The sequence below is a fragment of the Flavobacteriales bacterium genome (genome assembly GCA_025210805.1).
Classification (GTDB): domain Bacteria; phylum Bacteroidota; class Bacteroidia; order Flavobacteriales; family CAJXXR01; genus JAOAQX01.
In genome coordinates, this window is record JAOAQX010000019.1 from 24,595 (window position 1) to 37,718 (window position 13,124).

Annotated in this window: 12 protein-coding genes; 9 read left to right on the forward strand and 3 right to left on the reverse strand. The window is 34.2% G+C overall.

Features of this window, described 5'->3' with window-relative positions:
- Nucleotides 1-61: 61 nt before the first annotated feature.
- The gene (locus N4A45_07405; protein MCT4665042.1) at nucleotides 62-1,126 is read left to right on the forward strand and encodes a leucine dehydrogenase; all 1,065 of its coding nucleotides are present in this window, start codon (nucleotides 62-64) and stop codon (nucleotides 1,124-1,126) included.
- Between the two features lie 82 nt (nucleotides 1,127-1,208).
- Nucleotides 1,209-2,156 (forward strand): transcription antitermination factor NusB, encoded by a 948-nt coding sequence (gene nusB, locus N4A45_07410; GenBank protein MCT4665043.1) that lies wholly within the window; start codon nucleotides 1,209-1,211, stop codon nucleotides 2,154-2,156.
- Between the two features lie 79 nt (nucleotides 2,157-2,235).
- Here the strand turns inward: nusB and N4A45_07415 are convergent, their stop codons facing one another.
- The 3 genes from N4A45_07415 to N4A45_07425 all read right to left on the reverse strand — a co-directional run bounded on the left by N4A45_07415 (nucleotide 2,236) and on the right by N4A45_07425 (nucleotide 6,804).
- Nucleotides 2,236-2,574: a DUF2853 family protein gene (locus tag N4A45_07415; protein ID MCT4665044.1), complete on the reverse strand. Its 339-nt coding sequence runs from the start codon at nucleotides 2,572-2,574 to the stop codon at nucleotides 2,236-2,238.
- 229 nt (nucleotides 2,575-2,803) lie between these two features.
- Nucleotides 2,804-4,336 (reverse strand): glutamine-hydrolyzing GMP synthase, encoded by a 1,533-nt coding sequence (guaA, locus tag N4A45_07420; protein ID MCT4665045.1) that lies wholly within the window; start codon nucleotides 4,334-4,336, stop codon nucleotides 2,804-2,806.
- Between the two features lie 224 nt (nucleotides 4,337-4,560).
- Nucleotides 4,561-6,804 (reverse strand): gliding motility-associated C-terminal domain-containing protein, encoded by a 2,244-nt coding sequence (locus N4A45_07425; protein ID MCT4665046.1) that lies wholly within the window; start codon nucleotides 6,802-6,804, stop codon nucleotides 4,561-4,563.
- A 109-nt stretch (nucleotides 6,805-6,913) separates the two neighbouring features.
- On the opposite strand from N4A45_07425, the gene N4A45_07430 reads away from it, so the two are divergent.
- The 7 genes from N4A45_07430 to N4A45_07460 all read left to right on the forward strand — a co-directional run bounded on the left by N4A45_07430 (nucleotide 6,914) and on the right by N4A45_07460 (nucleotide 13,045).
- Nucleotides 6,914-7,753: an MBL fold metallo-hydrolase gene (locus tag N4A45_07430; protein MCT4665047.1), complete on the forward strand. Its 840-nt coding sequence runs from the start codon at nucleotides 6,914-6,916 to the stop codon at nucleotides 7,751-7,753.
- Nucleotides 7,754-7,770: 17 nt separating this feature from the next.
- The gene (locus N4A45_07435; GenBank protein ID MCT4665048.1) at nucleotides 7,771-8,865 is read left to right on the forward strand and encodes an AI-2E family transporter; all 1,095 of its coding nucleotides are present in this window, start codon (nucleotides 7,771-7,773) and stop codon (nucleotides 8,863-8,865) included.
- Nucleotides 8,849-9,502, forward strand: a complete 654-nt coding sequence (locus N4A45_07440; protein ID MCT4665049.1) for a ribonuclease H family protein — start codon at nucleotides 8,849-8,851, stop codon at nucleotides 9,500-9,502. The genes N4A45_07435 and N4A45_07440 overlap by 17 nt, the downstream gene beginning before the upstream one ends.
- Before the next feature lie 77 nt (nucleotides 9,503-9,579).
- Nucleotides 9,580-9,762 (forward strand): 50S ribosomal protein L33, encoded by a 183-nt coding sequence (rpmG, locus tag N4A45_07445; protein MCT4665050.1) that lies wholly within the window; start codon nucleotides 9,580-9,582, stop codon nucleotides 9,760-9,762.
- 9 nt (nucleotides 9,763-9,771) lie between these two features.
- Nucleotides 9,772-9,924, forward strand: coding sequence for a DUF4295 domain-containing protein (locus N4A45_07450; protein MCT4665051.1), 153 nt, complete (start codon nucleotides 9,772-9,774; stop codon nucleotides 9,922-9,924).
- Nucleotides 9,925-10,106: 182 nt separating this feature from the next.
- Nucleotides 10,107-11,060 (forward strand): signal recognition particle-docking protein FtsY, encoded by a 954-nt coding sequence (ftsY, locus tag N4A45_07455; GenBank protein MCT4665052.1) that lies wholly within the window; start codon nucleotides 10,107-10,109, stop codon nucleotides 11,058-11,060.
- Nucleotides 11,061-11,071: 11 nt separating this feature from the next.
- The gene (locus tag N4A45_07460; GenBank protein ID MCT4665053.1) at nucleotides 11,072-13,045 is read left to right on the forward strand and encodes a M1 family metallopeptidase; all 1,974 of its coding nucleotides are present in this window, start codon (nucleotides 11,072-11,074) and stop codon (nucleotides 13,043-13,045) included.
- Nucleotides 13,046-13,124: the final 79 nt, after the last annotated feature.

The following is a 13,124-nucleotide window of genomic DNA, read 5'->3' on the forward strand; positions in this document are numbered from 1 at the left end:
TTGATAAAAGATTATTTTTTTGGCTTTTCAAAGTAACGAAATTATATAGTAAAACTGTAGGATGAGTACAAAAGATACAAAAAGCATCATGAGCCTAATGGAAACTATGGATCATGAACAAGTGGTTTTCTCTTATGATAAGGAAACTGGTTTGAAATCAATAATAGCGGTTCATAATACCAATTTAGGACCTGCCTTGGGTGGAACCCGAATGTGGGATTACGCTTCAGATGAGGAAGCAATTATAGATGTTTTAAGATTATCTAGAGGAATGTCTTACAAAGCTGCTATTTCTGGGTTGAAACTTGGAGGAGGAAAAGCAGTAATCATTGGTGATGCAAAAACGCAAAAAACTGATGATTTGATGAAAAAATTTGGTGAATATGTAGATCGTTTAGGAGGTTCTTATATCACAGCAGAAGATGTAGGAATGACTACACATGATATGAAAATGGTTCACGAAAGCACTAAGCACGTTACAGGAATTCCTATTGAAATGGGTGGAGCAGGAGATCCTTCTCCTTTCACTGCTTATGGGGTGTATATGGGTATGAAAGCTTCGGCACAGTATAAGTGGGGATCAGATAGCTTGAAAGGAAAAAAAGTAGCTGTTCAAGGAATAGGTCATGTAGGTGAAAACCTAGTGAAGCATCTAACAGAAGAAGGTGCCGAAGTAATGATCAATGATATCTTTATGGACAGAATGCAAGAAATTTCTGAGAAATATGGAGCAACTATTGTTGAAGGAGATGCCATCTATGAAGTAGAAATGGATATTTATGCTCCATGTGCATTGGGTGCTACGGTTAATGATACAACCATTCCTAAATTGAAATGTGAGATTATTGCAGGTGCTGCGAATAATCAACTAGCTGATGAAGTGATTCATGGAGAAAAACTTAAAGAACTGGGAATTGTTTATGCTCCAGATTTTTTAATTAATGCAGGAGGATTGATCAATGTATATTCTGAGCTACATGATATGACGAAAGAAGATGTAATGGAGAAAACAAAGGAAATTTTCAATACAACTTTAGAAATCTTTGAAAAAGCAGAAAAAGAGAATATCACAACACATAAAGCTGCTCAAGTAATAGCTGTAGATAGAATCCAAAACGGATTATAATATATTTTTTAAGTAAATTACAGACAAGTTTTTATTTTACAACCATAAAAACTTGTCTATTTTTTTTATCAAAACTAAGAAGATGCTAAACCGAAGACAAGTAAGACGCAAAGTGATGCACCAGCTGTACGCCTTCCACCAACAAGGTTCTGCAGAGTCCAACCATCAAGATCAAATCGTAAGTTTTGATAAAAAACTGGTAAAAAGTTTCGACGATTTTTATTCTCTATTTCTCGTTCAAATCAATGTTTTGATGCGAATAAAGAATGAGGCAGAAGAAAAATTGGAAATCGAGAAGAATAAATACTCACCAGATCGAAATGACCTCTATCGTTGGAACAAGATTATCAACAACCAAATTTTACAAAAACTTTCAGGTAATATTATTTTGCTTGATAAAATAGGTAAATTATCTTTTTCTGTAGATCAAGAAAATGTTCAATTGATAGAATCTTTGGCTAAAAAATTCTTTGATCAAAAACTTGATTTTAAAGGAGAAGAAAATCTATTTGAAAAGGATAAAATGGAAGTTTTAGAATTTTTCAATAATCATATTGCCGAGAATGAAGAAATGCACCAAGCTTATTTGGTGAGTAATTTAAACTGGGTAGATGATATGCCATTGGCAAATACGATGTCTTATAAATTTCTAAAATCCTTTAAAGAAAAGGATGATGAATATAAACAATTGCCAAAATCGGTATCAGATAAAGATACAATCCATTTTGGGAGACAACTATTTATTAAAAGTGTTAACCGTTGGAGTTCTTTAAATGGCTTGATAGAGAAGCATTTAAAAAACTGGGAATTAGATCGATTGGCTTTTATGGATCTCATGATTATGAAAATGGCAATTACAGAGTATTATGAGTTTGAGGATATTCCTTTAAGGGTGTCTATGAACGAATATATTGAGCTTGCTAAAGATTATTCGGGACCCAAAAGTGCAGTTTTCATCAATGGGGTACTAGATAAAACTCAAAAATACTTGGTAGAATCTAAAGAACTGCCTTTGGGTAAAATTCAGTAGTACTACAAGGTAAATGAGATAAAAAAAAGGTGAAATTCAATTGAATTTCACCTTTTTTGTGTTCTAATAAAAGTATCTACTAGTTGTAGATATCAGCTTTATCAAATTTTTCAACTAAAAGGTAGTAGAACATTGCTCTGTACTTGTTTCTATTTGACTTCCCAAGAGTTTCTACAACATCAGAAATTGCTCCATCAAGCTCAGTGCTATCAGCAAGTCCTAATTTCCCCATAAGGAATTTTTCTTTTACTCTATCAAGCTCAGATTGATCCGAAGAAGATACTTTAGAAGCATCATCATTATAAATTGATGGTCCAAGACCTTTTGCTACTTTTGTAAGAAGATCTGCATCGAATTTCACTCCTAGTTTATCAAATTCTCCTTGGTATAATGCTACTGCTTCGTCAAATTTGCTCATAATTAAATTTTTTTTTCTAGTTAATTTGTTTTACGTTTATAAAGATAGGATTTTTTTTTCTTCTATTAGGAATCTGATATTAAGTTTTAGATAAATCAATCTTTTTTGAAGATAAACGGAATCACTCTTTAGTTATAAAAAAAGTCATCTATGAAAAAATAGATGACTTCCTTGTGTGTTGTTGGGTTTAGTTAAGAAACTTTAAAGCCCATAAAACTTTATTGCGGGATTATTCCCATTCAATTGTTGCAGGTGGTTTAGAGCTTATGTCATACACTACTCTATTTACTCCTTTTACTCTATTGATGATTTTGTTAGAAATCTCGGCAAGGAAAGTATAAGGCAAATGAACCCAATCTGCCGTCATTCCATCTGTAGATTCCACGGCTCTTAAAGCAACAGCTTGTTCATAAGTTCTTTCGTCTCCCATGACTCCTACAGATTGTACAGGGAGTAAAATAGCACCTGCTTGCCAAACTTGGTCATACAGTCCGTGTTCTTTAAGTCCTTCAATGAAAATATGATCAACTTCTTGAAGAATAGACACTTTTTCTGGAGTAATATCTCCAAGAATTCTAATGGCTAAACCTGGTCCTGGGAATGGATGACGACCAAGAAGTGTATGAGATAAACCAAGTGCTTTTCCTACACGTCTTACTTCATCTTTAAATAGTAGTCTCATCGGTTCTACTATTTGTAATTTCATATAATCTGGTAACCCACCTACATTGTGGTGAGACTTTATTGTAGCTGAAGGTCCACCAGTTGCTGATACAGATTCAATTACATCAGGGTAAATGGTTCCTTGTGCAAGCCATTTTACTTCTTCAATTTTTGCAGATTCTTCATCAAAAACATCAATGAAAACTTTTCCGATGGCTTTTCTTTTCTTTTCTGGATCTGAAAGGTCTTGAAGTGCATCATAAAATTTTTGTGAAGCATCTACGCCTATTACATTCAAACCAAGGTGTTCATAATTATCAAGAACAGATTCAAATTCGTTTTTACGAAGTAATCCGTTATTTACAAACACACAGTAGAGGTTTTTCCCAATGGCTTTGTTAAGTAATACTGCTGTTACGGTACTATCTACACCACCAGATAAACCAAGAACGACTTTATCATTACCTAGTTTGGTCATCAAGTCTTTCACCGTTTCTTCAATAAAAGAATCTGGAGTCCAGTCTTGGCTATATCCACAGATATCTACCAAAAAGTTTTTAAGTAAAGTAAGTCCGTCTGTAGAATGGTAAACTTCTGGGTGAAATTGAATTCCATATGTTTTTTCCCCTTCAATTTGGTAGGCAGCAACGTGTACATCGTTTGTGCTTCCTACTACTTTGAAGTTCTCAGGTAGATCTGTAATTGTATCTCCATGAGACATCCATACTTGGGAATTTGTTGGGATAGTATTCATAAGAACACAAGAGTTATCTACAGTATTTAGATGTGCTCTTCCATATTCTCTGTGTTTAGATGGACTAACAGTTCCTCCAGAACTATGTGCAAGAAACTGTGCTCCATAACAAACTCCTAGTAAAGGAACTTTATTACGAATTTTACTTAAATCTGGAATTGGGTGGTTTTCATCATTTACAGATGATGGACTTCCTGAAAGAATGACCCCTTTTGTGTCAGAATCTATGTCTGCAACTTTGTTGTAAGGGTGAATTTCACAATAGATATTGAGTTCTCTAACTCTACGGGCAATCAATTGTGTGTATTGAGAGCCAAAATCCAGAATAATTAGTTTTTCTTGCATACTGTTTGGTTCGTTGTGAAACAAAATATTATTTTTTCAAAATTGGTTACTTAGAGTAATTAAAATGCTTTTTAAAACAAATAGCGATTTTTACTCTTTGTAATACTTTTTTTTGAAATGGAATCGAAGTGCAAAAATACTTTATTTAGGTAAATTTTTCTAAGCTAAGGATATAAAAAAAGTCGGAAATTGCTTTCCGACTTTAGTTTGTGTAGTGTGTAGTGTTATTTAATTAACTGAATATATCCTTGTTTTTCTTTCTTTACTCCGTAAACATCTGTGAAATATACTTTGTAAATATAAGTTCCTGATTCAATTTCACCGTCTTTGTTTAATCCAGACCAACCTTCATCAAGATTTTGTGTTGAGAAAACTTCTTTTCCCCATCTATCAAAGATATGAAATTTATAGTCATCATTGGAAACTTTATTTGGTACTGGTTTAAAGAATTCGTTTTGTCCATCTCCATTTGGTGTAAAAGCATTTGGAAAAATAAGATCTGGAGCTACTACTCTTACCGTGTATTGTTTGTTTGCAACACATCCATTGTCATCAGAGACAATTAGATCTACAATATAATTTCCAGATTGAGTAAATGTATGAGTCGGATTTTCTTCAGAGCTGGTTACTCCATCTCCAAACTCCCACCAGTAAGAGTCTATTTTTACCCAAGGATTTATTTCTGTTTTATTGGTGAATTTAACGGTTGCTTCATCTACGCTATATTCTTTGTCAATAAAGTCATAATCTACTTTAGGACTCCATAGGTCTCTAATAGGGAAGCTGTGTGTGATAATACATCCTCGTGCATCTACAACTTCTAGGTGATGTTCACCCGTATTTAGTTTTTGGAAATTTGGTGCGATGATTTTTGCACTATCCAAGAAATATTCATACGGTGGGTTTCCTCCAGCAATGGTGAAGTCCATAAATGATGTTAATTCACTACACTGATTGTGGTTATAATCTGTTTTGGTGAATCGTAATTCATCAGGTTCTGTAACCGTATATTTTGCGATTGTTTCACAAGTGGTTCCTGAATTTATAGTAATTGTATATTCTCCTTTTTTAAGGTTTTTAAAACTGTACTTTGTAAAGTCGGTTTGCGTACTTTCAATTAATTGTCCAGCGTTGTCTTCTATTTTTAAAGTCCAATCTTTATTGGTTCCACCATGATATACAATTTCAATGATTCCTGTACTTTCACCTTTACAGGCAACTGGCGTAACCGTTGCATGGTATTGAGATTCATAAAATTTTCGTGGAACAATTACAGGAACTGTGTCAAAACAATTTTGTTGTTGAGGTGATTCATAAGAAATATGATAAAGTCCCATAGCTAAATTTGTAAATGTCATAGGGAAAATAGAATCCTTGAAACTTTGTCCTAAAGGATTGTTGTTTTTATCTAAAAGTGTTACTTCCCATTCTGTTCCTACTATATTACATTGTGGATCTAATTGGAAAATAATTTCTCCATCATTTAATCCTGGACAACTTTCACCTACTGGTTGAATTATTGGTGGAGGACAATCTAATACTACAGGAATATTTACTTCAACAGTATCATTACATTGAATTGATTGTGCTGTAAGAACTGTTGGTAGTGAGTTGATATTTGGAGCGGTATAACCCAAAACATAATCGTAACCTAATTGATTTCCTTGTGCGTCATGCCATGTAGGTACAACAAGGTTAGTAAATTGCGGTGCTAGTTGATAAGTATAAGTGTTTCCTGAAGGGCTATAAATCCATGTTTCTACATTTGCAGTCCAGTTATTCCCTTGGTTTCTAGGTTGTCCTGTAACTGGGTCGTTTATGATAAGGGCTGAATTAGCGTCTTTATAAAGACCTTGAACTGCTGTTCCTCCATTCCAATTATTACAAAAATCATAGCTATAAATAGAATTGATAATTTTATTCGAACCTTCTAGGAAAATTACCGAGCTTGAATAACAAAATCCAGGACAATTATTAGCATTATACATGATGAAATCATTCCAGATTACAATGAAAGCTCTATTTGGAGCAACTCCAGCTGTTCCATAAATCATTGTGGAATTTGCGGCAGGGTATGAATCTGTATAAGGACACATTACAGAATTATAAGCATCAGAATTAACCCCATTAGGAATAGGAGATCCTATTGCCCATTGTGAACCAGTGTTAGCATGAACTGTATTGAATGTAACATATCCATTTGTACTAATTACGGCTTGATTGTAATTTGTGCCATAAAACTTGAAATTGAATCCCATATTAATAGCACCAGAATGCACGTCATCTGTTACATTGAATACCGTATCAAGATTGTTTATGCTAAAATCTACATGGTCTAGATAAGGAGGTAAAGAGGAAATTTGGAAATATTGCCCCGAGTAACAAACCTTTACAGAATCCATATTAAAGCTAAACTGCGAAAACCCAAAAAATGGGATCAAAATAAGTAAACGAAATAGATTTTTCATATATTTCTAAAAAATTGGTTGTGTTTGTATCTAACAAAGATAATTAAATTTGTTCAATTTTTTAAATCATTCGTTAAATGAATGATAAATCACAAAACAAGATAAGAATATGAAGTTAATACCCATAATGACAGGGCTATTTAAGCTGGATGGAGGTGCGATGTTTGGTGTAGTTCCTAAAAACCTTTGGTCTCGTACGAATCCTGCAGATGAACATAATATGTGTTCTTGGGCTATGAGATGTTTACTTATAGACACAGGAGAAAGAGTTATTTTAATTGACAATGGAATAGGGGAGAAACAATCGGAAAAATTCTTTTCATATTATTATTTACATGGAGATTATTCTTTAGAAAAGTCTCTAAAAGAAAATGGGTATCATCCTGATGATATTACGGATATGTTCTTGACACATTTACACTTTGATCATTGTGGTGGTGGAATTATTGAGAACGACAAGGGAGATTTTGTTCCTTATTTTAAAAACGCAACTTACTGGTCCAATAAAGATCATTGGAAATGGGCAACCGAACCAAATGACAGAGAAAAGGCTTCTTTTTTAAAAGAAAACATTTTACCCATGGAACAGTCTGGGCAGTTGAAGTTTGTGGAAAAGGAAGGGGAGCTATTTCCAGGTTTTTCTATTCGTTTTTATGACGGACATACTGATAAGCAAATGATCCCATTTATTAGTTATAAAAATGAAACCATCGTATTTACGGCAGATTTATTACCCAGTACAGGGCATATTCCTTTACCGTATGTGATGGGTTATGATACTAGACCATTATTAACTTTGGCAGAAAAGAAGAAATTCCTCAATGAAGCAGCTGATCATAATTATGTTTTATATTTGGAGCATGATTATTATAGTGAATGTTGTAGAGTTCACCATACAGAAAAAGGTGTTAGATTAAAAGAAACCTTTGATTTATCATCGATACTTTAAAATTAAAATTTCATTAGATGGAAACGAATAAATACACCTTTGATCGGGTTGTAAGAATAATTATCACTCTATTAGTGATTACTGGTTTATATCTTCTGCTCGATCGACTTTCAGGAGTACTCATTCCCTTTTTTATTGCCATTTTCTTGGCTTATTATATGAATCCTTTGGTGTTGTTTTTTCAGAGAAAAACAAAAAAGAGAGGACTTTCTATTTTACTTAGCTTTCTTTCTACAACCATCGTTTCCACTTTAGTTTTAATGTTGTTGATTCCTCTTATTTCTGGGGAAATAGCGAGTTTAGAACCGATGATGAATAAATTTCTAGCCAAAGATTCTATAAAAGGATTGGAGGGAGTTCCTAATATTATCGAGGATTTTATCGTGGAATATAAAGATGAGCCGCAAATAAAGAAATTTTTATCTTCAATTGATTTTCAATCAATTTTGATGGAAGTCACGAATAGTGTTACTGATGTTTTAGGATTTTCATTACGATTTGTAATGGGGTTATTTACCATTTTTATTGTTTTGCTTTACTGGGTGTTTATCTTGGTAGATTACCCAAGTTTTGCAAATGATTGGGGGAAACTAATTCCACCAAAATATAGAATAACGCTTATCAGATTTGTAAAGGATTTTCAAGAGGCAATGGATGGTTACTTTAAAGGACAAGCTTTGGTAGCTCTTTCAGTGGGGATTTTATTTGCTATTGGTTTTTCAATTATTGGTTTGCCCATGGCAATACTTTTCGGCTTATTCGTTGGTGCGCTCAATATGATTCCATATATGCAACTGGCTTCTATTCCGCCAGCCCTGTTTTTGGCTTTGCTGCAAAGTGTAGATGGAGATCAATCCTTTGTGTATTGTGCCATATTGGTTCTTGTAGTCTATGCAATTGTACAAATTATTCAAGATGCTGTAATTGTACCTAAAATAATGGGAAATATTACCAGTATGAATCCAGCAATTATTTTATTGTCACTTTCTGTTTGGGGTTCCCTTTTAGGAGTCATCGGAATGATTATCGCTATTCCTATTACAAGTCTAATTATTTCTTATTATAAATCTTTTATTCACGGTTTAAACGAAAATAATGGCAAAGAAAAGTAAAAAGTTTTATGTGGTATGGGAAGGTCATACCCCAGGAATTTATGAAAACTGGAATACTTGCAAAAAACAAATAGAAGGTTTTGCAGAAGCCAGATATAAATCATTTAAATCTCAAGCGGAAGCTCAGACGGCTTTTGAGGGTAGATGGCAAGACTATTGGGGAAAGGATACAAAACCAAGTTATCAACAAGAAAATAAAGACTGGATAGATTTAGTGGGTTTGCCTGATGGAAAAGCACTTACTGTGGATGCTGCTTGTAGTGGAAATCCTGGTAAAATGGAATATCGAGCTGTGAATATGGAAAGACAGAAAGAAATCTTTCGTGTAGGTCCATTGGACGAAGGAACCAACAATGTTGGAGAGTTTTTAGCAATCGTTCATGCTTTGGCACATATCGAGAAAACAAAAGAACATTATGGAATTATTTATTCAGATTCTAAAATAGCAATGAGGTGGGTGCTGGATAAAGTTTGCAGGACAAAACTTTCTAAAACCTCTAAAAATCAAAAGCTTTGGGATCTTATTTACCGAGCAGAAAAATATCTGAGAACCCACGATTGGCCAGCAGGTGTAAAGATTAAAAAATGGGAAACAAAGTATTGGGGGGAAATCCCTGCAGATTTTGGAAGAAAATAAATTGAAAAAAAAGTCTACAAACCAATGTACTTTGATTATTAAATCATATATTTGCCACTCGAAAAAATTAAATAGAGATGGCAAAGAAAGGAAACAGAGTACAGGTAATACTAGAATGTACTGAACATAAGGATTCTGGACTTCCAGGAACTTCAAGATACATCACTACTAAGAATAAGAAAAACACTCCTGATCGTATTGAGCTTAAAAAATACAACCCGATCATGAGAAAGTACACTATTCATAAAGAGTTAAAATAATCGTAAGTCATGGCAAAGAAAACAGTAGCAACGCTTCAGAAAAAAGGAGCTAAAGATTATACGAAAGCGGTAAAAATGGTTCGTTCTGAAAAAACCGGAGCTTACGTATTCAAAGAAGAAGTATTATTGAAGGACCGAGTAAAGGACTTCCTTAATAAATAAAATTGATTCACTCGCGCAATCGATAATAAATAATGGCTTCCGTATTTTCGGGAGCTATTTTTTTTGTTGAAATTGTAGGTTTCTCTAGTTCAATCATTTTCTTTGTGTTAAATTGTGTTGAATTTTGAGAAATATGTAAATCAAAATTGATAAATTTATTGAGAATTATAAACGTCTAAAATATGGGATTATTCGGATTTTTTTCTAAAGAAAAAAAAGAAAATTTAGACAAAGGACTAGAAAAAACAAAAACGAGTTTTTTCTCTAAACTTGCCAAAGCTGTGGCAGGGAAGTCCAAAGTTGATGATGAAACGCTAGACGAACTAGAAGAAGTACTCATCACATCTGATGTTGGGGTGAATACTACCCTAAAAATTATCGAAAGAATAGAAGAACGAGTTTCCAACGATAAATACTTTGGATCTGACGAGTTGAGCCAAATTTTGAAAGAAGAAATTGCCGCTCTACTTGAGGAAACAGACACGCTTAATACCGTAGGTTTTGATCTCCCAGAAGGGAAAAAACCTTATGTCATTATGGTTATTGGTGTGAACGGTGTGGGGAAAACTACCACAATCGGAAAACTGGCTTACCAACACAAAAAGATGGGTAGAAAAGTATTGCTGGGTGCAGGAGATACCTTCCGTGCAGCAGCAATTGATCAGCTTCAAGTATGGGCAGATCGTGTAGGCGTAGATATTGTAAAGCAAAAAATGGGATCCGATCCTGCATCTGTAGCCTTTGATACCCTCCAAAAAGGACTGGCTCAAGATGCCGATGTTATCATTATAGATACCGCAGGAAGACTTCACAATAAGGTAAACCTAATGGGAGAACTTTCTAAAATAAAAAGAGTGATGCAAAAGCTCAAGCTGGATACACCACACGAGGTTCTTTTAGTTTTGGATGCTTCTACAGGTCAAAATGCCGTAGAACAAGCTAGACAATTCACTAAAGCAACCGATATTACCTCACTTGCTCTTACAAAACTTGATGGAACTGCTAAAGGTGGTGTCGTTATCGGAGTTTCTGATGAGTTTAAAGTGCCTGTAAAATACATTGGAGTAGGTGAAGGCTTGGAAGACTTGCAAGAATTTAACCGTGTAGAATTTGTCGATTCCCTTTTTAAAAATTAGTACTTTTCTCAATGAAAAAAATAGCTCTTTTTCTCTTTTTTGTTCCTTTTTTAGGAATTGCACAATCTCAATATTGGCAACAAAAAGTTCACTATACAATGGATTTTGACCTTGATGCCGAATCCAACCAATATACAGGAAAACAAAAAGTACAGTATATCAATCAGTCACCCGATGTACTCAATGAAGTATATTTTCATCTCTATTTTAATGCTTTTCAGCCAAATAGTATGATGGATATTCGATCAAGAACAGTACTGGATCCTGATAAGCGAGTAGGGAATAGAATAGCTGGTTTAAAAGCCGATGAAATAGGATTTATCCAAATTCCTACTCTGTCTCAAAACGGAAAAATTCTTTCTACAGAAACGATAGGAACACTTTTAAAAGTAAAAACAAATCCTATAAACCCAGGTGATACCGTATATTTTGAAATGGATGTTTTAGCACAAGTGCCAAAACAAATTCGAAGATCAGGAAGAGATAACAAAGAAGGAATTCGCTATACCATGACGCAGTGGTATCCTAAAATGGCTGTATACGATGTAGATGGTTGGCATATTGATCAATATATTGGAAGAGAATTTTATGGAGAATGGGGTTCATTTGATGTATGTATCACTATAGATAAAGATTATATTCTGGGCGGAACTGGAGAAGTTCAAAATGCTGGTAGTTTTGTGAATACCGATATTCATTCTTATGACTTGAATCCAAAATCACATTATAACCAGAAAAGATATAGCAAGGATATGTCTAAAAACACTTGGCATTTTTATGCAGAAAATGTTCATGATTTTGCATGGGCTGCCGATCCAGATTTTAAACACGATATTGTAGAAATTCCAAATACAAAGCAAAAGCTTCATTTCCTTTATGAAGATGCTGATGAAGGGTGGAAAACCCTCCAAAAAGATATGCCAAAGGTTCTACAACAGGCAAAAGTATGGTTTGGAGATTATCCTTATCCTCAATATTCCTTTATTCAAGGAGGTGACGGCGGAATGGAATATCCTATGTGTACTATGGTAAAAGGATCTAGCCGTGGAACAGCAATACATGAACTAATGCACTCTTGGTACCAAGGAATGCTCGCTACTAATGAGTTGTGGTATGAATGGATGGATGAAGGTTTTACTACTTGGTCTTCAACAGAACTAGAGCATTATTTTGGATGGCAAAATAGCAATACAACCTATGCAGATCACAGTGGTTCTGTAAGATCCTACAAAAGAATCAATGAATATAATCTAGAAGAACCTCTAGGAACTCATGCAGATATGTACCATACCAATATGGGATATGGTGTTGCAGCCTACTCAAAGGGAGCGTTGTTTTTAGAAAATCTCTCATATATCATCGGGAAAGAGCAAACAAGAAAGACTCTGAGAGCTTATTATAAGAAATGGGCTTTTAAACACCCAAAACCTTTAGATTTTATAAGAATTGCCGAAGAGATTTCGGGTGTAAATTTGGATCATTTCTTTAAAAATTGGACACAAACTACCAAGAAAATAGACTACGGAATTTATCAGGTATCTTGGGAAGAAAATACAACTCGTGTTACATTGATACGAAAAGGACAAATGCCCATGCCTTTAGAGCTTGAAGTAAGCCTAAAAGACGGACGTAAATTTCTTTATTATATTCCGCTATTGCAGATGTATGGAAGAAAACAAGATTTCCCTCTTTTTGAAGAGGTTATACAGCTCCAAGCAGTGCCATGGGTGTCTCCAGTGGTTAACCTAGAATTAGACTTTAAGGCAGAAGAAATTGAGCGTCTCAAATTATTCCCAAATTCATTTGTACCAGATATATTTCTGTTAGACAACGAGTTTGATTTTAAAGATTTGAGAGTAAACAAAAACGCTCATTATACTTTGGAAATAAAGCAAGAAAAGAAGAAAGTAAAATACCGAGATAGTAAAGGGAAAAAACGAAAAAAGTGGGAAACTACCGATTATATTCACTATAGAAGGGATTAATAAAACGAATAAAGTTAAGGCTTAAATAGCTGCCAAAAGTTTTTAAAATCTCTTGAGCTTTTTCTATATTTGCTATGAC

Coding starts and splice junctions, on each gene's coding strand:
- rpmG (MCT4665050.1), top strand. CDS start 9,580: ATGGCAAAGAAAGGAAACAGAGTACAGGTAATACTAGAATGTACTGAA.
- N4A45_07425 (MCT4665046.1), bottom strand. CDS start 6,804: ATGAAAAATCTATTTCGTTTACTTATTTTGATCCCATTTTTTGGGTTT.
- N4A45_07405 (MCT4665042.1), top strand. CDS start 62: ATGAGTACAAAAGATACAAAAAGCATCATGAGCCTAATGGAAACTATG.
- N4A45_07415 (MCT4665044.1), bottom strand. CDS start 2,574: ATGAGCAAATTTGACGAAGCAGTAGCATTATACCAAGGAGAATTTGAT.
- guaA (MCT4665045.1), bottom strand. CDS start 4,336: ATGCAAGAAAAACTAATTATTCTGGATTTTGGCTCTCAATACACACAA.
- N4A45_07460 (MCT4665053.1), top strand. CDS start 11,072: ATGAAAAAAATAGCTCTTTTTCTCTTTTTTGTTCCTTTTTTAGGAATT.
- N4A45_07440 (MCT4665049.1), top strand. CDS start 8,849: ATGGCAAAGAAAAGTAAAAAGTTTTATGTGGTATGGGAAGGTCATACC.
- ftsY (MCT4665052.1), top strand. CDS start 10,107: ATGGGATTATTCGGATTTTTTTCTAAAGAAAAAAAAGAAAATTTAGAC.
- N4A45_07435 (MCT4665048.1), top strand. CDS start 7,771: ATGGAAACGAATAAATACACCTTTGATCGGGTTGTAAGAATAATTATC.
- N4A45_07430 (MCT4665047.1), top strand. CDS start 6,914: ATGAAGTTAATACCCATAATGACAGGGCTATTTAAGCTGGATGGAGGT.
- nusB (MCT4665043.1), top strand. CDS start 1,209: ATGCTAAACCGAAGACAAGTAAGACGCAAAGTGATGCACCAGCTGTAC.
- N4A45_07450 (MCT4665051.1), top strand. CDS start 9,772: ATGGCAAAGAAAACAGTAGCAACGCTTCAGAAAAAAGGAGCTAAAGAT.